The following is a 22449-nucleotide window of genomic DNA, read 5'->3' on the forward strand; positions in this document are numbered from 1 at the left end:
CAGCGCTGGTGGAGAAAAGCATGAACGATGAATTAAAAAACAAAAGCGGCAAAGTCAAAGTGATGTATGTCCGTAGTGATGATGACTCTGATAAACGCACCCATAACCCGCGTACCGGGAAAGGGGGAGGCCGCCCAGCAAAGTCTCGCACTGACGGTGGACGTCGCCCCGCCCGTGATGAGCGAAATAATCAGAGCCGTGACCGTAAACATGAAACTTCGCCGTGGCGCACCGTGTCCCGTGCGCCAGGCGATGAAACGCCTGAGAAAGTCGATCATGGTGGTATTAGCGGTAAAAGTTTTATCGACCCTGAAGTTTTGCGTCGCCAGCGTGCGGAAGAGACGCGCGTCTACGGCGAAAATGCCTGCCAGGCGCTATTCCAGAGCCGTCCTGACGCCATCGTGCGCGCATGGTTTATCCAAAGCGTAACGCCGCGTTTTAAAGAGGCGCTGCGCTGGATGGCGGCGAATCGTAAAGCCTACCATGTGGTGGATGAAGCCGAACTGGCAAAAGCTTCCGGGACTGAGCACCACGGCGGCGTGTGTTTCCTGATTAAAAAGCGTAACGGTACGACCGTTAAGCAATGGGTAAAGCAGGCGGCGGATCAAGACTGCGTGCTGGCGTTGGAAGATGTCGCTAACCCGCATAATCTGGGCGGCATGATGCGTAGCTGCGCGCACTTCGGCGTGAAAGGCGTGGTGGTACAGGATGCGGCGTTGCTGGAGTCCGGCGCGGCGATTCGTACCGCGGAAGGCGGGGCGGAGCATGTCCAGCCGATCACTGGTGAAAGCATTGTTGACGTACTGGATGATTTTCGTCAGGCGGGGTACACCGTGGTGACGACGTCCAGCGATCGCGGTCAGGCGCTCTTTAGTACGACCCTGCCGGAAAAGATGGTGCTGGTCTTAGGCCGTGAATATGACTTCCTGCCGGAAGCGGCGCGCGAACCCGGCGATCTGTGCGTGAAAATTAACGGCACCGGGAACGTGGAAAGCCTGAATGTGTCGGTTGCGACAGGCGTACTCCTCGCCGAGTGGTGGCGACAGAATAAAGCGTAAGGGCTGCAGCCCGGTGACGCAACGCGCGCCGGGCCAATGATGTACTTCCTACCGCCCGGTCAGACAAGGCGCTTTCGCGCCGTTATCCGGGCGATAAAACGGCGAGTCGCCAACGTTATTCACTCTCAGCCGGTAATACTGGCGTCCAGTCGATAGTTTTCTCGCCGTGTTGTTCCAGCCATTGGTTCGTTAGCGCAAAATGGTTACAGCCAAAAAATCCGCGGTGCGCAGAGAGTGGCGAGGGATGCGGAGCTTTCAGAATATGGTGGCGCTGTGGATCAATAATCGCGCCTTTCTTCTGGGCGTGCGAGCCCCACAGCAAGAAGACGACCCCTTCGCGGTGTTGGTTAATCAGGCTTATCACTTTATCCGTAAAAGTTTCCCACCCCAGGCTGGCATGAGAATGCGCCTGGCCTGCCCGTACCGTGAGCACCGTATTCAGTAACAGTACGCCCTGGCGCGCCCAGCTTTCCAGATAACCGTGCGCGGGGCGAACAAAGCCGGGAATGGAGGCTTCCAGCTCTTTGTACATATTCACTAATGACGGCGGGGGAGCGATCCCAGGACGCACGGAAAACGCCAGACCATGTGCCTGGCCGGGGCCGTGGTAAGGATCTTGTCCCAGGATCACCACCTTAACGTCGCCCAGTTCCGTGAAGCGAAAGGCGTTAAACACATCTTTTTGCGGCGGGTAGACCGTGATACCCGACTGACGCTCGCCAGCAACAGTGTGAAGCGTATTGATAAAGTAAGGTTGCTGTTTCTCATCAGCCAGCACATCGTGCCAGGTTAACTCAGTCGCCATCTCGCTCTCCTGCGAATTTCCAGTTCCCTTAGCTTAACTGCTTCTTTCTGCAGTGCAAAATCCTGCGTGCTACAAAAACGGTTACCTACAAAAGATAGTTGAAAATTTATGTAAAAAGTTTATAGGTCTGAATGGTGTAAGTTGATGTAAAACAATAAATTCCCTTCATCACCCTTTTTATGGTGTGGTTTTTATTGATTTAAATCAAAGAATGAAGGGTGATCGAAGGGTATATATACACTCAAGCAACAATGGTTTTACCAATTGGCCGGGATTAGGCCGACCGAAATCAAATAATTTTGCCTGGGGAGGCATCACATGATTACAGGTATCCAGATTACTAAAGCCGCTAACGACGACCTGCTGAATTCCTTCTGGCTGCTGGACAGCGAAAAAGGCGAAGCGCGCTGCATCGTTGCAAAATCCGGCTTTGCTGAAGATGAAGTTGTGGCTGTCAGCAAACTGGGCGAGATTGAATACCGTGAAATTCCGATGGAAGTTAAACCGGAAGTACGCGTTGAAGGCGGTCAGCATCTGAACGTTAACGTTCTGCGTCGTGAAACTCTGGAAGACGCGGTTAAGCATCCGGAAAAATACCCGCAGCTGACTATTCGTGTTTCTGGTTATGCGGTGCGTTTTAACTCCCTGACGCCGGAACAGCAGCGCGACGTTATCGCTCGTACCTTTACCGAAAGCCTGTAAGGCTTATCCGGTAATAACAAGCGGAAGAGGCCGGGCCTTTTCCGCTTTTGTTTTATTTGGGTCAGTAAAAAATCCGCACCGCGCAGTACACCAGCAGTAACGCCAGAATGATATTTAACTGGCGACCATAATGGCGAAACGCCCGCTGAAACAGATGTCCCGCCAGCGCCCAGCACACATTACCGAACGTGCCGATCAATGCCAGCAATATACTGACGCCGATGACCCAATTCAGCGCCTGCGTTTGCGGTAAAACAAATGTAGACAGAGCGGTAATGCCGTACAGAATAATTTTGACGTTCACAAACTGCAGGCCAAAGCTTACCCAAAAGCCAACCGGTTTTGGTCTGGCGTTCTCATCCGCCGCTGGACTGGTGGCAATTTTCCACGCCAGCCACAGGATATACGCAGCCCCCACCCAACTGAGTAAATGAATGATTGCCGGATCGATAACCGCAAGGGAAAACGCGATCCCGGCGCACAGCAGCATGACGACCAAAAATCCCAGACTCATACCTGCCAGTACACGAATACTCTGCCGAAAACCATGTGCAGTTGCTGCGCTAAGCGCGAGAATATTGTTTGGGCCGGGGGTAAGGGCGGTGATTAATGTATAAGTCCAGAAAGCGCTTAAAAGCATCGGTGTCACTTGTCATCTCCTCTGTTTTAGCAGACAGTACCCGATATGAAATATTTAAAAAAATGAATGTTTTTTAATTCTGAATTCGAGATTTTCGATAGGTTGGTGGTTATGGATCTGCGTCGGTTTATTACGCTGAAAACGGTAGTGGAAGAGGGCTCGTTTCTGCGGGCTTCGCAAAAGCTGTGCTGTACTCAGTCGACGGTAACTTTTCATATTCAACAGCTTGAACGTGAGTTTTCCCTGCAACTGTTCGAGAAAATAGGGCGCCGAATGTGTCTGACCAATGAGGGGAAAAAGCTGATGCCGCATATCCATGAACTGACGCGTGTGATGGAGTCGATTCGTGAAGCCGCAAGACAGGATGCGGAACCCGGCGGGGAGCTGCGCGTGGCGACAGGTGAAACCTTACTGGCGTACAAAATGCCGCAGGTTTTACAACGATTTAAGCTGCGAGCGCCGAATGTCAGATTGTCGCTACAGTCGCTGAATTGCTATGTAATACGTGATGCGTTGCTGAATGACGAGGTCGATCTGGGCGTTTTTTATCGCGTAGGTAATGATGATGCGCTCACGATGCAGCAACTGGGGGAGCAGTCGCTGGCGCTGGTGGCCTCTCCACTGCTACAGGATGCTGATTTTACGCAGCCAGATCAGCATATTCCCTGTAGCTTCATCATCAATGAACCGCAATGTGTCTTCCGCCAGCTGTTTGAAAGTACGCTACGGCAGAGGCGGATTACGCTGGAAAACACCATTGAACTGTGGAGTATTGAAAGCATTAAACAGTGTGTGGCTGCTAACCTGGGCATCAGCTTTTTACCACGTTTTACCGTTGAACGAGAACTTAGTACCGGTCAGTTGAAAGAGCTGCCGTTTGGCGCGCCGTCGCTATCGATCATGGCGCTGTGCGCCCATCATGCCGGGAAAGCGGTCAGCCCGGCAATGCAGATATTTATGCAGTGTATGGAGGCGTGTTTTACCGTGGAAGATAAAAAAATGCCGGGTTAACGAACCCGGCAGTATCATCACTCTTCGCTGGATTGCTCCTGCATTTTCGTACCGCTTGGCTTGCGGCGCTTACCGATATTTTTTGTATCGCGGTGACGTTTCTTCACACGCGGCTTCTCTTTTTCTTTCTCTTTTTTCTTCTCGGCGCGTTTCGCCAGCACTTTTTTCGACGGTTTGCCGGTCAGCTTTTCGCTGGGCGCACGCGTGGTCGGGCGAAGCTCATCAATGACGCGCGCTTTTAGCGGCTCTTCGATGTAGCGACCGATTTTCAGCAGCAACAGATGGTCGTGGGCTTCTACCAGCGAGATTGCAGTGCCTTTGCGACCCGCACGGCCTGTACGACCAATGCGATGCAGATAGGTATCGCCACTGCGCGGCATGTCGAAGTTAATGACGTGGCTGACGTCAGGAATATCAATCCCGCGTGCCGCGACGTCGGTCGCGACCAGCACGTTAACGCGACCGTCGGTGAGACGCTTAATACCTTCGTTACGTTTGATCTGCGCCATCTCGCCTTCAAGATAGCAATTGTTGATCCCTGCCAGACGCAGCGTTTCAGCCAGTTCATGGACGCGTTCACGTTTACGTACAAACACGATAGAACGGGTTGCATCGTCTTGTTTTAGCAGGTGCTTCAACAGCGCAACTTTATGTTCGAAATTGTCGGCACGGTAGTACCACTGGTGAATTTTCTTACGCTCGCGGGTTGACGGATTGGCGGAAACCTCAACCGGGTCTTCCAGCAGGCGCTCGGCAAAATCTTTAATCGCATCGCCTTCCAGCGTGGCGGAGAACAGCATCGTCTGTTTACGCCAGCGGGTCTCACCAGCGATATGTTCAATGTCCTGAGCGAAGCCCATGTCGAGCATCCGGTCAGCTTCGTCAAGGATCAGTGTTTCAACCGCCCGGCAGTCAAAATTCTCTTCTTTTATATATTGCAGCAGACGGCCCGTCGTGGCGACCACGATATCCTGGTTTTCGCTAAACACTTCAGCATGGTTCATATAGGCCACGCCGCCGGTAATCGTGGCGATATCCAGATGAGTATGCTTAGCCAGTTCACGAGCGTGATCGGCAACCTGCATTGCCAGTTCGCGGGTTGGCGTCAGGATTAGAATACGCGGCGGCCCCGATTTTTTACGCGGAAAGTCGAGCAGGTGCTGCAACGCCGGCAGCAGATATGCCGCCGTTTTACCGGTGCCTGTCGGCGCAGAACCGAGTACATCACGGCCATCGAGCGCAGGCGGAATGGCGGCAGCCTGAATGGCGGTCGGGCGAGTGAAACCTTTATCCTGGAGGGCATCCAGCAGGCTTTCGTCGAGTTCAAGTTCGGAAAAAGTCGTTACAGTCATGTTCTACCTCTGTGTGGGGCGCTGATTATAGACGTTACGGCCGCAATCTTCATCTGTTTGTATGGATATCCCTTCTCAGGTATTGTTTTCACCCGGCGCTGTCGCCGTTTTTTGCAAGGTTGTTTTTACATGTCTCAGTCTGGCTCCGTTCTTCGTCGTAACGGATTTACGTTTAAACAGTTTTTTGTCGCACACGATCGGTGTGCGATGAAAGTGGGAACTGACGGTATTTTACTCGGGGCGTGGGCGCCGGTCGCGGATGTAAAGCGAATTCTGGATATCGGTACTGGAAGCGGTCTACTGGCGTTAATGCTGGCGCAGCGGACGGATGACAATGTGCCTATTGACGCCGTGGAACTGGATGCCGGGGCTGCCATGCAAGCGCAGGAAAACGTTGCTCACTCTCCCTGGCCGCATCGAATAACGGTGCATACTGACGATATTCAGCGTTGGGCGCCTCGCCAGACGGTACGCTTTGATCTTATTATCAGCAACCCGCCTTATTACGAACCCGGTGTGGAATGCGCCACGCCGCAGCGGGAGCAGGCGCGTTACACCGCTACGCTGGATCACCAGACGTTATTGGCTATTGCGGCGGATTGTATTACCGAAGACGGCTTTTTTTGCGTAGTCTTGCCGGAACAAATAGGTAACGCTTTTACACAGCAAGCGCTCAACATGGGATGGCATTTGCGATTACGTACTGACGTTGCGGAAAACGAAGCGCGCTTGCCGCACCGGGTTTTGCTCGCATTCTCCCCGCAAGCCGGAGAGTGCTTTAGCGACAGATTAGTAATTCGCGGGTCAGACCAGCATTATTCTGAAAGTTATACGGCGCTGACCCAGGCATTTTATCTGTTTATGTGAGGCGTTAACGGCGAAAGGATCGATGGGCCTGATTCAGCCAGTTGTTGCGGATAATCCAGCGTAAAGTGCAGCCCCCGGCTCTCTTTACGCATCATCGCGCAACGCACAATCAGTTCGGCCACTTGCACCAGATTGCGCAGCTCCAGTAAATTATTCGAGACGCGAAAGTTGGCGTAATATTCGTCAATCTCTTGTTGCAACATAGTAATACGCCGTAGGGCGCGCTCCAGCCGTTTCGTCGTGCGCACAATGCCCACATAGTCCCACATCAGCAGGCGCAGTTCATGCCAGTTATGCTGAATCACCACCCGCTCATCGGCGTTCTCCACGCGGCTTTCATCCCAGGCGGGAAGGACGTCAACGCTGTGGACAGAAGGCATTCGCCTGTCGATATCCATTGCTGCGGACCAGCCGTACACTAAGCATTCCAGCAACGAGTTGGACGCCATACGGTTAGCGCCGTGCAGGCCGGTGTAACTGACTTCGCCAATGGCATATAAGCCGTCTACATCGGTACGACCATAATCATCGACAACCACGCCGCCGCAGGTATAGTGCGCGGCAGGAACAACGGGAATCGGTTCTTTGGTTAAATCCATCCCCAAATCGAGCAGTTTCGCATAGATCATCGGGAAGTGCTGGCGGACAAAATCGTCAGGCTTGTGGCTGATATCGAGAAACATACAGTCTGCGCCGAGTCGTTTCATCTCATGGTCAATAGCGCGGGCGACAATATCGCGCGGCGCCAGTTCGCCGCGTTCGTCAACGTCCGGCATAAACCGTGAACCGTCCGGACGTTTAAGGTATGCGCCTTCGCCGCGCAGCGCTTCGGTAAGGAGAAAATTACGCGCCTGCGGGTGATAAAGGGCGGTGGGATGAAACTGGTTAAATTCCAGATTAGCGACCCGACAGCCTGCGCGCCAGGCCATCGCGATACCGTCGCCGGAGGAAATATCCGGGTTAGTGGTGTATTGATAAACCTTTGAGGCGCCGCCGGTCGCCAGCACCACCGACTTCGCATGACAGGTTTCAACCCACTCTTTATTGCGATTCCAGATCCAGGCGCCGACGACCCGGCGAGGCCCTGGCAGACCCATTTTATCGGAGATAATTAAATCAACGGCGTTGCTGCGTTCCAGCACCTGAATATTAGGATGATTTTGCGCCCGACTGACCAACGTGGTTTCGACTTCCTTTCCGGTAGCGTCAGCGGCATGAAGGATACGGCGATGGCTATGGCCGCCTTCACGCGTGAGATGATAGCTCTCCTTGCCGTTTGGCTGGACATGCGTATCAAACAGCACGCCCTGATCGATAAGCCACTGCACGCAGGTACGAGCGTTGCTGGCGACAAACTCCACCGCGTGGCGATCGCAAATTCCGGCGCCGGCAATCAGCGTATCTTCGACATGCGACGCAATACTGTCGGTTTCATCAAACACGGCGGCAATACCGCCCTGCGCATAAAACGTGGAGCCCTCGCTCACCGGCCCTTTACTCAGGACGATAACCTTATGTTTTTCAGCCAGACGCAGCGCCAGCGAGAGTCCGGCCGCGCCGCTGCCGATAATTAACACATCACAGGACAGTTCAGGAGTTGTCATCATGGTTTTTGTTTAATTTACTAAACACGGTTGCGGCAGATTAGCACTATATGGCGCTAAAAAGCACGTGATGATTTCGCTGGTGTTGTGCTTATTAAACATAAAATAAAAATACGGCGAGAGATAAACGGCAAAAAATATTTTATAGGGCAGGGTGTTAGCGTCGGATTTTGTAGTGAAATAAAGATGCTGTTAGGTTACTCTGCAAACGACGAAATGGGCATTTCTGTACAGATAGTGCGTTGTTCAGCATCTGTAGACTTATAATGGAAGATAAGACCTGTCTACAACATGACAAACAAAAACAAATGCGTAACGGAACTTTACGAAACATAGACACTCTAACCTGTTGCTTGCTCATAGTGCGGCTTATGGAGTGGCGTTTCGAAAGCGCGTGGAAATTTGGTTTGGGGAGACATTACCTCGGATGAGCGAGCAGTTAACGGACCAGGTCCTGGTTGAACGGGTCCAGAAGGGAGATCAGAAAGCCTTTAACTTACTGGTAGTGCGCTACCAGCATAAAGTGGCGAGTCTGGTTTCCCGCTATGTGCCATCGGGCGACGTTCCCGATGTCGTACAGGAATCATTTATTAAGGCCTATCGCGCGCTGGATTCTTTCCGGGGGGATAGCGCTTTTTATACCTGGTTGTATCGCATTGCGGTCAATACCGCGAAGAACTACCTGGTTGCGCAGGGGCGTCGTCCGCCTTCCAGTGATGTAGACGCGATTGAAGCAGAAAACTTTGAAAGCGGCGGCGCGCTGAAAGAAATTTCGAACCCTGAGAACTTAATGTTGTCAGAAGAACTGAGACAGATAGTTTTCCGAACTATTGAGTCCCTCCCGGAAGATTTACGTATGGCAATCACCTTACGGGAGCTGGATGGCCTGAGCTATGAAGAGATAGCGGCTATCATGGATTGTCCGGTGGGGACGGTGCGTTCACGTATCTTCCGGGCGCGGGAAGCTATTGATAATAAAGTTCAACCGCTTATCAGGCGTTGACGATAGCGGGATACTGGAAAAGGTATTAGGCATGCAGAAAGAAAAACTTTCCGCTTTGATGGATGGCGAAACGTTGGATAGTGAGCTGCTCAAAGCGCTTACGCACGACCCGGAAATGCAGAAAACCTGGGAGAGTTATCACCTGATCCGCGATTCAATGCGGGGGGATACGCCTGACGTTCTCCATTTCGATATATCCGCTCGCGTGATGGCCGCTATTGAAAACGAGCCAGTACGTCAGGTGTCGCCATTAATCCCTGAGGCCCAACCCGCTCCGCAGCAATGGCAGAAAATGCCGTTCTGGAAAAAAGTGCGTCCGTGGGCGGCGCAGCTTACCCAAATGGGCGTGGCGGCGTGCGTTTCACTTGCAGTTATCGTCGGTGTCCAGCACTATAATGGGCAATCTGAAACATCCCAACAACCTGAAACGCCGGTTTTCAATACCCTGCCTATGATGGGGAAAGCCAGCCCGGTAAGTCTGGGAGTGCCTTCTGAAGCAGCGCCTGTCGGCAGTCAGCAACAGCAGGTACAGGAGCAGCGTCGTCGCATTAATGCCATGTTGCAGGACTATGAACTGCAGCGCCGACTGCACTCCGAACAGCTTCAGTTTGAGCAGGCGCAAACCCAGCAAGCCGCGGTACAGGTGCCAGGAATCCAAACTTTAGGAACGCAATCGCAGTAATGAAGCAACTTTGGTTTGCCATGTCCCTTGTGGCGGCTAGCCTGTTCTTCTCAGTAAACGCCTCGGCCGACCCTGCGTCCGGGGCGTTATTGCAGCAGATGAACATCGCCAGTCAGTCACTGAATTACGAGCTGTCATTCGTCAGCATCACGAAACAAGGCGTTGAATCTCTACGTTATCGACACGCACGCCTGGATAGTCGCCCGCTTGCGCAATTGCTACAGTTGGACGGTCCCCGCCGGGAGGTCGTACAGCGTGGTAATGAAATCAGTTATTTTGAACCGGGCCTTGAGCCGTTCACCCTGAACGGTGATTATATTGTCGATTCTCTGCCTTCCCTGATTTACACCGACTTCAAGCGCCTGGCGCCTTACTACGACTTTATTTCTGTCGGACGCACCCGTATCGCAGACAGATTGTGCGAAGTTATCCGCGTTGTGGCGCGCGATGGTACGCGTTACAGCTATATCGTCTGGATGGACATGGACACCAAACTGCCGATGCGCGTTGATCTGCTGGATCGCGATGGCGAGACGCTGGAGCAGTTCCGCGTTATTGCGTTCACGGTGAGTCAGGATATCGGCAGCAACATGCAGGCGCTGGCGAAGGCGAATCTGCCGCCGCTGCTTTCTGTTCCCGGTGGCGAAAAAACGAAATTTAACTGGAGTCCATCCTGGGTACCGCAAGGCTTTAGCGAAGTTTCCAGCAGCCGTCGTCCGTTGCCGACGATGGATAACCTGCCTATCGAATCGCGGCTTTATTCTGACGGTCTGTTTAGCTTTTCCGTCAATGTGAACCGGGCGACGCAAAACAGCAGCGATCAGATGCTGCGCACCGGGCGCCGAACGGTTTATAGCAGCGTTCGCGACAACGCGGAAATCACCATTGTCGGCGAGCTTCCGCCGCAAACGGCGAAGCGCATTGCCGACAGTATCAAATTCAGGGCAGTACAATGATTAAAGAGTGGGCAACCGTTGTCTCCTGGCAGAATGGTCAGGCGGTGGTGAGCTGCGACGTTAAAGCGTCATGCAGCAGCTGCGCCTCCCGTGCGGGATGCGGCAGTCGCGTGCTGAATAAATTAGGGCCGCAAACCACGCATACCATTGTTGTGCCAAGCGCGGAGCCGCTGGCGCCGGGGCAGAAAGTCGAGTTGGGCATCGCCGAAAAAAGCCTTTTAGGTTCGGCGTTGCTGGTCTATATGTCGCCTTTAGCAGGGCTATTTCTTTGTGCGGCGCTTTTTCAGATGCTGTTTGGATCTGACCTTGCCGCATTAAGCGGGGCCGTGCTGGGCGGCGTGGGCGGTTTTCTGGTTGCCCGCGGCTATTCCCGAAAACTGGCGGAGCGCGACGCCTGGCAGCCGGTGATTTTAAACGTTGCCCTCCCGCCGGACCTTGTTCGCGTCGAAACTACCTCAATCGAAACGCGCCAGTAAACGTTTTGCCCAACGGTACACCTGCCGCGTTGGGTTGTTGTCCCGATAAGCATGCGCTTTTCCTGCGTTGCGGTGTTTTACAGGAAAAAAGCGAGGCGTTTTCCAGTTCCCGCTCTCCTTACACTATGAACATTTCCTCGCCTTAGCGTTGTAGTGTAGAATGCGGCGTTTCAGTTAAAACAGACGTTAAGCTCAGAACAGCGACCTCTAAAGTCTGGTCAACCAGGCGTAAGGCATAATAATTTATCTCTATGAAGAACATACGTAACTTTTCGATCATTGCTCACATTGACCACGGTAAATCGACGCTGTCTGACCGTATTATCCAAATCTGCGGTGGCCTGTCTGACCGTGAAATGGAAGCTCAGGTACTTGATTCGATGGATCTTGAGCGTGAGCGCGGTATTACTATTAAAGCCCAGAGTGTGACGCTGGATTTTAAAGCGTCTGATGGTGAAACTTATCAACTGAACTTTATCGACACGCCGGGACACGTTGACTTTTCCTATGAAGTTTCCCGTTCGTTAGCCGCCTGCGAGGGCGCGCTGCTGGTGGTGGATGCCGGCCAGGGCGTAGAAGCGCAAACGTTGGCGAACTGCTACACCGCGATGGAAATGGATCTTGAAGTGGTGCCGGTGCTTAACAAGATTGACCTGCCGGCCGCCGATCCGGAGCGTGTGGCGGAAGAAATCGAAGACATTGTCGGTATCGATGCGACGGACGCGGTACGCTGCTCCGCCAAAACGGGTGTCGGCGTGACGGATGTTCTGGAACGCCTGGTGCGCGATATCCCGCCGCCGCAAGGCGATCCGGACGGCCCGCTGCAGGCGCTGATTATTGACTCCTGGTTCGATAACTACCTGGGCGTGGTATCGCTGGTGCGTATTAAAAACGGCACCATGCGTAAAGGCGACAAAATTAAAGTGATGAGCACCGGGCAGACCTACAACGCTGACCGCCTGGGGATCTTCACGCCGAAACAGGTTGATCGTACCGAGCTGAAGTGCGGCGAAGTAGGCTGGCTGGTCTGCGCCATTAAAGATATCCTCGGCGCGCCGGTTGGCGATACCTTAACCTCAGCGCGTAACCCAGCGGAAAAAGCGTTGCCGGGCTTTAAGAAGGTGAAACCGCAGGTCTATGCAGGTCTGTTCCCGGTCAGCTCCGACGATTATGAAAGTTTCCGCGACGCGCTCGGCAAGCTAAGCCTGAACGACGCCTCACTGTTTTATGAACCGGAAAGCTCCTCGGCGCTGGGTTTTGGTTTCCGCTGCGGCTTCCTCGGCCTGTTGCACATGGAGATCATTCAGGAGCGTCTGGAGCGCGAATACGATCTGGATCTGATCACCACTGCGCCGACCGTGGTTTATGAAGTAGAAACAACGGCGAAAGAGACTATCTATGTTGATAGCCCCTCCAAGCTGCCGCCGTTGAATAACATTTATGAACTGCGCGAGCCTATCGCCGAATGTCATATGCTGTTACCACAAGCCTATTTAGGTAACGTTATTACGCTGTGTATTGAGAAACGCGGCGTACAAACTAACATGGTGTATCACGGTAACCAGGTCGCGTTGACCTATGAAATCCCGATGGCGGAAGTGGTGCTCGACTTCTTTGACCGTCTGAAATCGACGTCGCGCGGCTATGCGTCTCTGGATTATAACTTCAAGCGCTTCCAGGCTTCCGATATGGTGCGTGTTGATGTGTTAATCAACAACGAGCGTGTCGATGCGCTGGCGCTGATCACGCACCGCGATAACTCGCAAAGCCGTGGTCGCGAGCTGGTGGAGAAGATGAAAGATTTGATCCCACGCCAGCAGTTTGATATCGCGATTCAGGCGGCGATTGGTACGCATATTATTGCCCGTTCGACGGTAAAACAGTTACGTAAAAACGTGCTGGCGAAGTGCTACGGCGGTGATATCAGTCGTAAGAAAAAACTGCTGCAGAAACAGAAAGAAGGTAAGAAACGCATGAAGCAGATCGGTAACGTCGAGCTGCCTCAGGAGGCGTTCCTAGCCATTCTGCATGTCGGTAAAGACAATAAATAATCCCTAAGGAGTTGGCATGGCGAACATGTTTGCCCTGATTCTGGTGATAGCCACACTGGTGACGGGCATTTTATGGTGCGTTGATAAGTTTGTTTTCGCGCCAAAACGTCGGGCGCGCCAGGCTGCCGCGCAAACGGCGTCGGGAGATGCGCTGGATAACGCTACGCTCAATAAAGTGTCGCCTAAGCCGGGCTGGCTGGAGACCGGGGCGTCGGTTTTCCCGGTTCTGGCGATCGTTCTGATCGTTCGTTCATTTCTTTATGAACCCTTTCAGATCCCGTCAGGCTCAATGATGCCGACACTGCTTATCGGCGATTTTATTCTGGTGGAAAAATTTGCCTACGGCATTAAAGATCCGATCTACCAGAAAACCCTGATTGAAACCGGTCATCCAAAGCGCGGGGATATTGTGGTATTTAAATATCCGGAAGATCCTAAGTTAGATTACATCAAACGCGCCGTCGGTTTGCCGGGCGATAAAATCACTTATGATCCGGTTGCAAAAGAGGTGACGATTCAGCCTGGCTGTAGCTCCGGTCAGGCGTGCGAAAATGCGCTGCCGGTTACCTACTCTAACGTTGAGCCGAGCGATTTTGTACAGACCTTTGCCCGCCGTAACGGCGGAGAAGCGACCAGCGGTTTCTTTGAGGTTCCGCTAAACGAGACAAAAGAAAACGGCATTCGCCTGACCGAACGTAAAGAGACGTTAGGCGATGTGACCCACCGCATCCTGATGGTGCCGATAGCTCAGGATCAGTTGGGCATGTATTACCAACAGCCAGGGCAACCGCTGGCGACCTGGGTTGTACCGCCGGGGCAATATTTCATGATGGGCGACAACCGCGATAACAGCGCGGATAGCCGTTACTGGGGATTTGTTCCGGAAGCGAATCTGGTCGGTAAAGCGGTCGCTATCTGGATGAGCTTTGACAAGCAGGAAGGGGAGTGGCCGACAGGCGTACGCCTGAGTCGTATCGGCGGTATTCACTAACTGTGACGAAATGATCGTTCACGCTGCCGTCTTTTTAGCGGCAGCGTGAATTATTTCCTGGATAAATTCCCTCAGACTAACGACATCCCCTGTCGTTGTGTATAGAATATTCCCCCGAAGTTTTAGGTTGGCGCCGTTTGGTCGCCACGGCACACGAAACAGCGTTGGTTATAGACAACCTTCTTTCCACTGCAGCGATGCGGCAGGACAGATGACGTGTATCAGGTCTGTTTCGTGTGCTGGATTGTTGACGCATTCATTTATTGGTATCGCATGAACCCCATCGTAATTAATCGGCTTCAACGGAAGCTGGGCTACACTTTTAATCATCAGGAGCTGTTGCAGCAGGCATTAACTCACCGCAGCGCCAGCAGTAAACATAACGAACGCCTGGAATTTTTAGGCGATTCAATCCTGAGCTTCGTTATCGCTAACGCGCTTTATCACCGTTTCCCACGGGTGGATGAGGGAGATATGAGCCGTATGCGCGCCACGTTGGTACGTGGTAATACGCTGGCGGAATTAGCCCGTGAATTTGATTTAGGCGAGTGCCTGCGTTTAGGGCCGGGCGAATTAAAAAGCGGCGGATTCCGTCGAGAGTCCATTCTGGCGGACACCGTGGAAGCGTTAATCGGCGGAGTATTTCTCGATAGCAATATCCAGACCGTCGAGCAGTTAATCCTTAACTGGTATAAAACTCGTCTGGATGAGATAAGTCCGGGCGATAAACAAAAAGATCCGAAAACGCGCTTGCAGGAGTATTTGCAGGGTCGCCATCTGCCGCTGCCATCTTACCTGGTTGTGCAGGTGCGCGGCGAGGCGCACGATCAGGAATTTACTATCCACTGCCAGGTCAGCGGCCTGAGCGAACCGGTGGTTGGCACGGGTTCCAGCCGTCGTAAGGCGGAGCAGGCTGCCGCCGAACAGGCGCTGAAAAAACTGGAGTTGGAATGAGCACTGACAAAACTTACTGCGGATTTATTGCCATCGTCGGGCGTCCGAACGTTGGCAAATCCACCTTGCTGAACAAACTGCTTGGGCAGAAGATTTCGATCACTTCCCGTAAAGCGCAGACCACGCGCCACCGCATTGTCGGTATTCATACCGAAGGCCCGTATCAGGCAATCTATGTCGATACCCCGGGTCTGCATATGGAAGAAAAGCGCGCCATTAACCGTTTGATGAATAAGGCGGCGAGCAGTTCGATTGGCGACGTTGAGCTGGTGATTTTCGTTGTGGAAGGCACCCGTTGGACGCCGGACGATGAAATGGTCCTGAACAAACTGCGCGATGGCAAAGCGCCGGTTATTCTCGCCGTTAACAAGGTGGATAACGTGCAGGAAAAAGCCGATTTGCTGCCGCACCTCCAGTTCCTGGCAAGCCAGATGAACTTTCTTGATATCGTACCGATCTCTGCTGAAACGGGTATGAACGTCGATACCATTGCCGGTATCGTGCGTAAACATTTACCGGAAGCTATTCACCACTTCCCGGAAGATTACATCACCGATCGCTCTCAGCGCTTTATGGCGTCTGAAATCATCCGTGAAAAGCTGATGCGTTTTCTCGGCGCCGAGCTGCCGTATTCCGTTACCGTTGAGATTGAACGTTTTGTTACCAACGAACGCGGCGGTTATGATATCAACGGGCTGATCCTCGTCGAGCGCGAAGGGCAGAAGAAGATGGTAATTGGCAACAAAGGCGCCAAGATCAAAACCATTGGTATTGAAGCGCGTAAAGATATGCAGGAGATGTTCGAAGCGCCGGTACACCTGGAACTGTGGGTGAAAGTGAAATCCGGCTGGGCCGATGACGAACGCGCTCTGCGCAGTCTCGGTTACGTAGACGATCTGTGAGTTAACACCGCGTGGAAGGGTGGCAGCGCGCATTTGTTCTGCACAGTCGCCCCTGGAGCGAAACCAGCCTGATGCTGGACGTCTTCACGGAAGAATCGGGGCGCGTGCGCCTTGTCGCCAAAGGCGCGCGATCTAAACGTTCCAATCTGAAAGGCGCGTTACAGCCTTTTACGCCGTTATTGCTACGCTACAGCGGACGCGGCGAGGTGAAAACCCTGCGCAGCGCCGAGGCAGTTTCTCTGGCGCTGCCGTTAAGCGGTATTACGCTCTATAGCGGCCTGTATATCAACGAACTCCTCTCTCGCGTACTGGAATATGAAACGCGCTTCTCCGAACTCTTTTTTGATTATCTGAACTGTATTCAGGCGCTGGCGGGAACCACCGGCTCGCCTGAACCGGCGTTGCGACGTTTCGAACTGGCGTTGCTGGGACATCTGGGGTATGGCGTCAATTTCACCCACTGTGCAGGCAGCGGCGAACGGGTGGATGACACCATGACCTACCGTTACCGCGAAGAAAAAGGCTTTTTCGCCAGCGTCGTCATCGATAACAACACCTTTACCGGACGGCACCTGAAAGCGCTGGATGCGCGGGAATTCCCGGATGTAGATACCTTGCGTGCCGCTAAACGCTTTACCCGTATGGCATTAAAGCCGTATCTTGGGGGAAAACCGTTAAAAAGCCGGGAGCTGTTCCGGCAATTTATGCCCAAACGCACAGTAAAAACGAAGAAAGATTAACGAGGATTGTCATGGCTGAATTACTGTTAGGCGTCAATATTGACCACATTGCCACGTTACGTAATGCGCGCGGCACCGACTATCCGGATCCGGTACAGGCGGCGTTTATTGCTGAACAGGCAGGCGCGGACGGCATTACCGTACACCTACGCGAAGATCGTCGCCACATTACCGATCGCGATGTGCGCATTCTGCGTCAGACGCTGCATACGCGTATGAATCTGGAGATGGCGGTGACCGAAGAGATGCTGGCGATCGCCGTAGAAACCAGGCCGCATTTCTGTTGTCTGGTGCCGGAAAAACGCCAGGAAGTCACCACCGAAGGCGGTCTGGATGTGGCCGGACAGCGCGATAAAATGCGTGATGCCTGTGCGCGCCTGGCGGCGGCTGGCATCCAGGTTTCGCTCTTTATCGATGCCGATGAAACGCAAATCAACGCGGCGGCGGAAGTCGGCGCGCCGTTTATCGAAATCCATACCGGCTGCTACGCCAACGCAGAAACCGATGCGGAACAGGCAAAAGAGCTGGCGCGTATTGCCAGCGCCGCGACCCTGGCGGCTCGCCTGGGGCTAAAAGTAAATGCGGGTCATGGCCTGACCTACCATAACGTCAAAGCTATTGCCGCGCTGCCGGAAATGCACGAACTTAATATCGGTCATGCCATTATTGGTCGGGCGGTGATGACGGGCCTGAAAGAGGCGGTGGCTGAAATGAAACGTTTGATGCTGGAAGCGCGCGGCTAATGGCGATTCTCGGCCTGGGAACGGATATTGTAGAGATTGCCCGCATTGAGGCAGTGATCTCCCGTTCCGGCGAACGTCTGGCAAGGCGTGTGCTCAGTGACAACGAGTGGGCTATCTGGGAGACGCATCAGCAGCCGGTGCGTTTTCTCGCCAAGCGTTTTGCGGTCAAAGAGGCGGCAGCGAAAGCTTTTGGCACCGGCATCCGCAACGGTCTGGCGTTTAATCAGTTCGAAGTGTTTAACGATGAGCTGGGAAAACCACGTTTGCGGCTGTGGGGCGAGGCGTTAACGCTGGCGGAAAAACTCGGTGTGGCGCACATGCATGTCACGTTGGCCGATGAACGCCATTACGCCTGCGCTACGGTCATTCTGGAAAGTTAGATTTGCCGGATGGCGGCGTAAACACGTTATCTGACCTACAGGCCGATATATTGTCGGCCTGATAAGCATAGCGCCATCAGGCATTGTTGCGTTGGAAGTGCGTTAACCCGCTTACAGTTTATCTGCGTGATGCATCAGAACAAACTTATCCCACAACTGTTCTTCGCTTTCGACATGGGCGGGATCCTGCAAAATCGTATTGGGGATTGGGCAGACTTTCTGACAGGTCGGCGTTTCGTAATGGCCTACACACTCGGTGCATTTGTCGCTGTTAATCTCATAAATGCTGTCGCCCATTGAAATCGCCTCATTCGGGCACTCCGGCTCGCACATATCGCAATTGATACATTTTTTGGTGATTAACAGCGCCATCAGGAAATTCTCAGAAACAACACAAATCGGGCGGGCATTATACGCCTATTTTCTGCTCGGGCCAGCTCTTTTCTGGCGCTGATTTGTTATCTACAGTGTAAAAATTTTTGATCTGCTTGAGCAGGCAGATGGTTGCGTTATCCAGTGAAAGGTCATTACTGTGCACCAGCATGACAGGAATAAAGAATGCGGGGATGCCCAGTGAAACCAGGCGAACATTTTTGGGTGTCGATAAATGGGTTAGCGAGCGGGTAATAAATGCGATGCCAATCTGCGCTTCGGCATACTCAAGGCATGAGTAGTGGTTATCCAGTTCGCAGATGACGTTAGGAACGACTTTGCGGTTATTAAATTCAGTGGTGATGATCCCTCTTAATAGCAGAGAGTCATTAAGCACGATAATGGGCTGGTCGTTTAAATCTTTTAGCTGCAGACGTTCGCGTGTCGCCAGAGGATGAGAAAGTGGGATTGCAGCGATAATTTCATCTTCAAACAGCATGGTCGAACTTAGCTGGGCAGGGAGCGCTGTTCGATAAACAATGCCAATATCAACGGCGCTATCCGTCAGCCTTTTAATGGTTTGCTCAGTTGAGAACTCTTTAACATTTAAAGATATTTCCGGATGGTGCGCCATAAAGCTGCGAAAAGCGGGCAGGACCAGGTAGCTGCCTGACACCCCGATTGAAATAGTATCGCGCTGTTGATCCTGATAGGGAAGAAGTTCATTTTCGGCATTTTTTAAATCCAGCATTATTTTGTTAGCGTGTCGTTGCAAAATAATACCTGCTTTTGTTAATTTAATTCCTCTACCTTTTCGCTTAAATAATATTGTTTTAAGTGATGACTCAAGTTGTTTGATTTGCTGACTTAATGATGGCTGAGTGATAAACAGGCGACTGGCTGCCCGACCATAATGTAATTCATCACACAATATCAGGAAGGAATGTAGTTGTTTGATATTCATTAAAATTTAATGCCAATCGATTGGGTTTTGTTATAACGATTATAAAAAATACCAAATTGTTTGCCTATTTTGCTTTTTTTAAACTGTGATCAGTGCATTTTAAAAAGGGAAAATTATGTCGGCATCAATCAACCGCTGGGGAATGCTTGCCGCTCACGTGTGCATCAATTTTGTGCTCGGGGGCGTCTACGCATTTAGCTATTTCAAAACACCACTCATGGCGCAATATCACTGGGATCCGGCTACGCTGGCGTTAGCATTCTCTATCAACATGGGGATCATTCCTTTACCGATGATTTGGGGCGGGAGAATGATCGACAATGGTAAAGGAAAGCAGGCGATAGTTATCGGCGGTATCCTGTTTTCTTTAGGTTTTATCTTGTCCGGGTTTGTGGATAATTTGCCCATGCTGTTTTTAACCTACGGCGTCATTGCCGGGTTGGGATCGGGCCTGGCTTTTACGGGTAATCTGAATAATATTCTGAAATTTTTCCCTGACCGTCGCGGTCTTGCCAGCGGTATCGTACTGGCGGGTGTTGGCGTCGGGACGCTACTTTGCACCCGCCTGGCCGAATATTTTATGGCGCAAACTCACGATGTTAGTCGGGCGTTGTTATATCTGGGCATTGTTTATCTGGTGGTTATTTTTATCGTCCAGTTCTTTATTCGTAGCGCGCCAGCAAAAGATAGCGGAGGAATTAAAGCATCGCCAATGGATAAAGACTATCGGCACATGCTGAAAGATCTGCGCTTCTGGCTGCTGTTTATGATTCTGGCGCTGGGCGTGTTCTCTGGGATGGTAATTAGCTCAAGCTCTGCGCAAATTGGTATGACGCAGTACGGTTTACTGTCCGGTGCATTAGTCGTTAGCCTGGTATCGATATTTAACTCAATTGGTCGCCTGTTCTGGGGAGGGTTAACCGATAAATTAGGCGGCTACAATACTCTGGTTATCGTTTATCTTTTTACCTGCGTCTGTATGCTGCTATTGTTGTTCTTCAACGGCAATACTTCGGTATTCTATTTCAGCGCTCTGGGCGTGGGCTTTGCTTATGCCGGTATATTAGTTATCTTCCCTGGCTTGACCAGCCAGAATTTTGGTATGCGTAACCAGGGACTAAACTACGGCTTTATGTATTTTGGTTTTGCCGTCGGTGCGGTTATTGCTCCTTACGTCACGTCCGCTATTGCAAAATATACCGGAAGCTACAATACGGTATTTATTTTGACCACGGTGCTATTGCTTATTGGAGTCGTGTTGACCCTGATAACGAAAAAATATGTCGCAACGGTTTTAGCCAAAATTTATTAATCAGATAATAAGGAAATAAAAATGAAAATTGCAATCGCAGGTGCAGGCGCTATGGGATGTCGTTTTGGCTATATGCTGCTGGAGGCCGGGCACGACGTGACGCTTATCGATAGCTGGCAGGAGCATGTTGACGCTATTCGTAGCAAGGGGTTGTTTGTCGAAACGGAAACGACTCAGAAGTATTACCCCATCCCTGCTATGTTGGCTGATGAATCCCAGGGGGAGTTTGAGCTGGTTATTCTGTTTACCAAAGCCATGCAGCTGGATAGCATGTTACAGCGTATTAAGCCATTACTGCCAGCCGCGAAAGTAGTGATGATTTTATCTAACGGCCTGGGAAATATCGAAACGCTGGAGAAATATGTCGATCGGCAGAAAATCTATGCGGGTGTGACGTTATGGTCCAGCGAACTGGAGGGGGCTGGGCATATTATGGCCACCGGTACCGGAACGATTGAACTGCAGCCGATTGCCAGCCATGATTCGGCTCAAGAGGCTAAGGTCATTGCCACCCTTAATAGCGCTGGATTGAATGCTGAAATAAGCCCTGACGTATTATTATCGATCTGGAAGAAAGCAGCCTTTAATAGCGTAATGAACACCTATTGCGCGCTACTGGATTGTAATGTCGGCGGATTTGGTCAGCGGCCTGGTGCTTTAGATTTAGCGCAAGCGGTAGTTGATGAGTTTGTGTTAGTTGCTGCCAGCCAGAATATTCCGTTGACTGAGCAAATGGTGATGAATACGGTGAAGAAAGTGTTCGATCCGCGTGAGAGCGGCCACCACTATCCTTCTATGCATCAGGATTTACATAAAGGCCGACTGACCGAAATCGACTATTTAAATGGTGCGATTGCGCGAATCGGCGCTCAGAACAATATTGCCGTACCGGTTAACAAACTCCTGACGCAATTGATTCACGCTAAAGAAGCGCAATAAACTTGATAGCTCTTCTGCATGAGGCGGAAGAGCCATTTTCAAACCAGTTTTTTTACCAGCGCCTCGCTATGGCGAATACGCTCCGGCGCCCGCTCTAAATCCTGTTGTACCAGCGCCATAAACAGTAAGTCGGTCAACATCATTTGCGCATGTGTCGAGGAGATAGCGGCGCTGCGCGTCGCCTGCTCTTCAGCAATCGTATACAGACAGCGGGTGGCGCGCTGCTGCAAGGCGTTGGGAGAAAAACCGGTAATGGCCAGGATCTTCGCGCCTGCGCGTAATGTTTCGTCCGCCGCCAGGTTCAGCTCGCGCCGTTCCCCGGAATAAGAGATCGCCAGCAGCAGATCCTCCGGCGCCAGCGCCTGCACCGTCGCCAGCAGGGCGTGCATATCGCGCTCAACCACCGCGTTAATGCCAATCTTCAGTAGCTTCCAGGCAAAATTTTGCGCCACCAGCCCAGAGGCGCCAATCCCGGTGATCACAATACGGCGGGCGTGGCGCAGCATCGTGACGCTTTCTAACAGCTTTTCTTCACTGTTAACGTCCAGCGTGGCGTGCATCGCCGCCACATTCTCTTTAATTAATTTTTCCCCGACCAGGCGCATCGGATCGTCGCCGCGAATCTGGTTATGAACGGGAACGGAATGCGGATTAGGATTGCTGGCCAACGCTTCGCTGATAGCCAGTTTCAATGCAGGAAACCCTTTAAACCCCAGTTTTTGCGCGAACTTGACTACGCTGGATTGGCTGACGCCCGCTTCGGCCGCCAGTTGCTGCGAGCTCAGATGCCGCGCCGTATCCGGTTGCGCGAGCAGATAATCCGCCAGTTTCCTGTCGCTTTGCGCGAGATCCGGATAACGCTGGCGAATACGAATCAAACAGTTCATGGGCAGCTCCTGCGAAACGTGATGGCGACGACAAAACGAAATTTCACTCGCCTGGGGG

25 protein-coding genes are annotated in these 22449 nt (G+C 52.2%); 18 read left to right on the top strand and 7 right to left on the bottom strand.

Translation table 11 applies throughout. The annotated features are described in order from the left end of the window. Nucleotides 1-20 precede the first annotated feature (20 nt). The gene (locus LDB27_RS05640) at nt 21-1058 is read left to right on the top strand and encodes a tRNA/rRNA methyltransferase (protein WP_000997366.1); all 1038 of its coding nucleotides are present in this window, start codon (nt 21-23) and stop codon (nt 1056-1058) included. Nucleotides 1059-1173: 115 nt separating this feature from the next. Here LDB27_RS05640 and ung read toward each other — a convergent pair whose 3' ends face one another. Then, the gene (gene ung, locus LDB27_RS05645; protein WP_000179978.1) at nt 1174-1863 is read right to left on the bottom strand and encodes a uracil-DNA glycosylase; all 690 of its coding nucleotides are present in this window, start codon (nt 1861-1863) and stop codon (nt 1174-1176) included. Nucleotides 1864-2181: 318 nt separating this feature from the next. Here ung and grcA point away from each other — a divergent pair, with 318 nt between their 5' ends. Continuing rightward, on the top strand, nt 2182-2565 hold the full coding sequence (gene grcA / locus LDB27_RS05650; protein WP_000627811.1) for an autonomous glycyl radical cofactor GrcA: 384 nt from the start codon (nt 2182-2184) through the stop codon (nt 2563-2565). 61 nt (nt 2566-2626) lie between these two features. On the opposite strand, the gene eamB is transcribed toward grcA, so the two are convergent. Then, nucleotides 2627-3214, bottom strand: a complete 588-nt coding sequence (eamB, locus tag LDB27_RS05655; protein ID WP_000188414.1) for a cysteine/O-acetylserine transporter — start codon at nt 3212-3214, stop codon at nt 2627-2629. 102 nt (nt 3215-3316) lie between these two features. Between eamB and LDB27_RS05660 the strand changes: the two genes are divergently transcribed. Then, complete coding sequence (locus LDB27_RS05660; RefSeq protein WP_000365861.1) at nt 3317-4216, top strand: LysR family transcriptional regulator; 900 nt, start codon at nt 3317-3319, stop codon at nt 4214-4216. Between the two features lie 17 nt (nt 4217-4233). Here the strand turns inward: LDB27_RS05660 and srmB are convergent, their stop codons facing one another. Next, nucleotides 4234-5568, bottom strand: coding sequence for an ATP-dependent RNA helicase SrmB (gene srmB, locus LDB27_RS05665; RefSeq protein ID WP_000219174.1), 1335 nt, complete (start codon nt 5566-5568; stop codon nt 4234-4236). Between the two features lie 129 nt (nt 5569-5697). Between srmB and trmN the strand changes: the two genes are divergently transcribed. Next, nucleotides 5698-6435, top strand: a complete 738-nt coding sequence (gene trmN / locus LDB27_RS05670) for a tRNA(1)(Val) (adenine(37)-N(6))-methyltransferase TrmN (protein ID WP_000083343.1) — start codon at nt 5698-5700, stop codon at nt 6433-6435. Here the strand turns inward: trmN and nadB are convergent. Continuing rightward, entirely contained in the window at nt 6420-8042 is a 1623-nt protein-coding gene (gene nadB, locus LDB27_RS05675; RefSeq protein WP_000989187.1) for an L-aspartate oxidase, read from the bottom strand. The two genes, trmN and nadB, sit on opposite strands and share 16 nt — an antisense overlap. A 263-nt stretch (nt 8043-8305) precedes the next feature. Here nadB and rseD point away from each other — a divergent pair, with 263 nt between their 5' ends. From rseD to acpS, 12 genes are all read left to right on the top strand, one after another. After that, nucleotides 8306-8470, top strand: a complete 165-nt coding sequence (rseD, locus tag LDB27_RS05680; protein WP_014344135.1) for a rpoE leader peptide RseD — start codon at nt 8306-8308, stop codon at nt 8468-8470. Further along, nucleotides 8467-9042, top strand: a complete 576-nt coding sequence (gene rpoE / locus LDB27_RS05685) for an RNA polymerase sigma factor RpoE (protein WP_000003307.1) — start codon at nt 8467-8469, stop codon at nt 9040-9042. Before rseD ends, rpoE begins: the two co-directional genes overlap by 4 nt. A 31-nt stretch (nt 9043-9073) precedes the next feature. Beyond that, nucleotides 9074-9724: an anti-sigma-E factor RseA gene (gene rseA / locus LDB27_RS05690; RefSeq protein WP_001168374.1), complete on the top strand. Its 651-nt coding sequence runs from the start codon at nt 9074-9076 to the stop codon at nt 9722-9724. Further along, complete coding sequence (gene rseB, locus LDB27_RS05695) at nt 9724-10680, top strand: sigma-E factor regulatory protein RseB (RefSeq protein ID WP_000812021.1); 957 nt, start codon at nt 9724-9726, stop codon at nt 10678-10680. The genes rseA and rseB overlap by 1 nt, the downstream gene beginning before the upstream one ends. Continuing rightward, nucleotides 10677-11156: a SoxR-reducing system protein RseC gene (gene rseC, locus LDB27_RS05700; RefSeq protein ID WP_000589087.1), complete on the top strand. Its 480-nt coding sequence runs from the start codon at nt 10677-10679 to the stop codon at nt 11154-11156. Before rseB ends, rseC begins: the two co-directional genes overlap by 4 nt. A gap of 251 nt (nt 11157-11407) precedes the next feature. Beyond that, entirely contained in the window at nt 11408-13207 is a 1800-nt protein-coding gene (lepA, locus tag LDB27_RS05705; protein ID WP_000790154.1) for a translation elongation factor 4, read from the top strand. Between the two features lie 16 nt (nt 13208-13223). Beyond that, complete coding sequence (lepB, locus tag LDB27_RS05710) at nt 13224-14198, top strand: signal peptidase I (RefSeq protein ID WP_000002563.1); 975 nt, start codon at nt 13224-13226, stop codon at nt 14196-14198. A 273-nt stretch (nt 14199-14471) separates the two neighbouring features. Then, nucleotides 14472-15152 (top strand): ribonuclease III, encoded by a 681-nt coding sequence (rnc, locus tag LDB27_RS05715; protein WP_001068341.1) that lies wholly within the window; start codon nt 14472-14474, stop codon nt 15150-15152. Then, a complete protein-coding gene (gene era / locus LDB27_RS05720) occupies nt 15149-16054 on the top strand; it encodes a GTPase Era (protein WP_000102230.1) in 906 nt (301 codons plus the stop codon). The genes rnc and era overlap by 4 nt, the downstream gene beginning before the upstream one ends. A gap of 11 nt (nt 16055-16065) precedes the next feature. Then, complete coding sequence (recO, locus tag LDB27_RS05725) at nt 16066-16794, top strand: DNA repair protein RecO (protein WP_000399377.1); 729 nt, start codon at nt 16066-16068, stop codon at nt 16792-16794. An 11-nt stretch (nt 16795-16805) separates the two neighbouring features. Continuing rightward, the gene (pdxJ, locus tag LDB27_RS05730; RefSeq protein WP_000818972.1) at nt 16806-17537 is read left to right on the top strand and encodes a pyridoxine 5'-phosphate synthase; all 732 of its coding nucleotides are present in this window, start codon (nt 16806-16808) and stop codon (nt 17535-17537) included. Further along, nucleotides 17537-17917, top strand: a complete 381-nt coding sequence (gene acpS / locus LDB27_RS05735; protein WP_000986043.1) for a holo-ACP synthase — start codon at nt 17537-17539, stop codon at nt 17915-17917. The genes pdxJ and acpS overlap by 1 nt, the downstream gene beginning before the upstream one ends. A gap of 111 nt (nt 17918-18028) precedes the next feature. Here the strand turns inward: acpS and LDB27_RS05740 are convergent, their stop codons facing one another. After that, a complete protein-coding gene (locus LDB27_RS05740; protein WP_001196290.1) occupies nt 18029-18289 on the bottom strand; it encodes a YfhL family 4Fe-4S dicluster ferredoxin in 261 nt (86 codons plus the stop codon). 37 nt (nt 18290-18326) lie between these two features. Further along, entirely contained in the window at nt 18327-19253 is a 927-nt protein-coding gene (locus tag LDB27_RS05745) for a LysR family transcriptional regulator (protein WP_001022473.1), read from the bottom strand. Nucleotides 19254-19368: 115 nt separating this feature from the next. Between LDB27_RS05745 and LDB27_RS05750 the strand changes: the two genes are divergently transcribed. Continuing rightward, nucleotides 19369-20565, top strand: a complete 1197-nt coding sequence (locus tag LDB27_RS05750; RefSeq protein WP_001276367.1) for an OFA family MFS transporter — start codon at nt 19369-19371, stop codon at nt 20563-20565. 21 nt (nt 20566-20586) lie between these two features. After that, on the top strand, nt 20587-21504 hold the full coding sequence (locus LDB27_RS05755; RefSeq protein ID WP_000684032.1) for an oxidoreductase: 918 nt from the start codon (nt 20587-20589) through the stop codon (nt 21502-21504). A gap of 38 nt (nt 21505-21542) precedes the next feature. Here LDB27_RS05755 and LDB27_RS05760 read toward each other — a convergent pair whose 3' ends face one another. Next, complete coding sequence (locus LDB27_RS05760) at nt 21543-22391, bottom strand: MurR/RpiR family transcriptional regulator (RefSeq protein WP_000995694.1); 849 nt, start codon at nt 22389-22391, stop codon at nt 21543-21545. Between the last annotated feature and the right edge of the window lie 58 nt (nt 22392-22449).

The organism is Salmonella sp. JXY0409-18 (assembly GCF_020268625.1).
GTDB classification, from domain to species: Bacteria; Pseudomonadota; Gammaproteobacteria; order Enterobacterales; family Enterobacteriaceae; genus Salmonella; species Salmonella enterica.

Coding starts and splice junctions, on each gene's coding strand:
- lepA (WP_000790154.1), top strand. CDS start 11,408: ATGAAGAACATACGTAACTTTTCGATCATTGCTCACATTGACCACGGT.
- LDB27_RS05745 (WP_001022473.1), bottom strand. CDS start 19,253: ATGAATATCAAACAACTACATTCCTTCCTGATATTGTGTGATGAATTA.
- rpoE (WP_000003307.1), top strand. CDS start 8,467: ATGAGCGAGCAGTTAACGGACCAGGTCCTGGTTGAACGGGTCCAGAAG.
- acpS (WP_000986043.1), top strand. CDS start 17,537: ATGGCGATTCTCGGCCTGGGAACGGATATTGTAGAGATTGCCCGCATT.
- rseC (WP_000589087.1), top strand. CDS start 10,677: ATGATTAAAGAGTGGGCAACCGTTGTCTCCTGGCAGAATGGTCAGGCG.
- rseA (WP_001168374.1), top strand. CDS start 9,074: ATGCAGAAAGAAAAACTTTCCGCTTTGATGGATGGCGAAACGTTGGAT.
- ung (WP_000179978.1), bottom strand. CDS start 1,863: ATGGCGACTGAGTTAACCTGGCACGATGTGCTGGCTGATGAGAAACAG.
- rnc (WP_001068341.1), top strand. CDS start 14,472: ATGAACCCCATCGTAATTAATCGGCTTCAACGGAAGCTGGGCTACACT.
- rseD (WP_014344135.1), top strand. CDS start 8,306: ATGGAAGATAAGACCTGTCTACAACATGACAAACAAAAACAAATGCGT.
- LDB27_RS05750 (WP_001276367.1), top strand. CDS start 19,369: ATGTCGGCATCAATCAACCGCTGGGGAATGCTTGCCGCTCACGTGTGC.
- LDB27_RS05640 (WP_000997366.1), top strand. CDS start 21: ATGAACGATGAATTAAAAAACAAAAGCGGCAAAGTCAAAGTGATGTAT.
- LDB27_RS05755 (WP_000684032.1), top strand. CDS start 20,587: ATGAAAATTGCAATCGCAGGTGCAGGCGCTATGGGATGTCGTTTTGGC.
- srmB (WP_000219174.1), bottom strand. CDS start 5,568: ATGACTGTAACGACTTTTTCCGAACTTGAACTCGACGAAAGCCTGCTG.
- nadB (WP_000989187.1), bottom strand. CDS start 8,042: ATGATGACAACTCCTGAACTGTCCTGTGATGTGTTAATTATCGGCAGC.
- LDB27_RS05740 (WP_001196290.1), bottom strand. CDS start 18,289: ATGGCGCTGTTAATCACCAAAAAATGTATCAATTGCGATATGTGCGAG.
- era (WP_000102230.1), top strand. CDS start 15,149: ATGAGCACTGACAAAACTTACTGCGGATTTATTGCCATCGTCGGGCGT.
- trmN (WP_000083343.1), top strand. CDS start 5,698: ATGTCTCAGTCTGGCTCCGTTCTTCGTCGTAACGGATTTACGTTTAAA.
- LDB27_RS05660 (WP_000365861.1), top strand. CDS start 3,317: ATGGATCTGCGTCGGTTTATTACGCTGAAAACGGTAGTGGAAGAGGGC.
- lepB (WP_000002563.1), top strand. CDS start 13,224: ATGGCGAACATGTTTGCCCTGATTCTGGTGATAGCCACACTGGTGACG.
- grcA (WP_000627811.1), top strand. CDS start 2,182: ATGATTACAGGTATCCAGATTACTAAAGCCGCTAACGACGACCTGCTG.
- LDB27_RS05760 (WP_000995694.1), bottom strand. CDS start 22,391: ATGAACTGTTTGATTCGTATTCGCCAGCGTTATCCGGATCTCGCGCAA.
- pdxJ (WP_000818972.1), top strand. CDS start 16,806: ATGGCTGAATTACTGTTAGGCGTCAATATTGACCACATTGCCACGTTA.
- rseB (WP_000812021.1), top strand. CDS start 9,724: ATGAAGCAACTTTGGTTTGCCATGTCCCTTGTGGCGGCTAGCCTGTTC.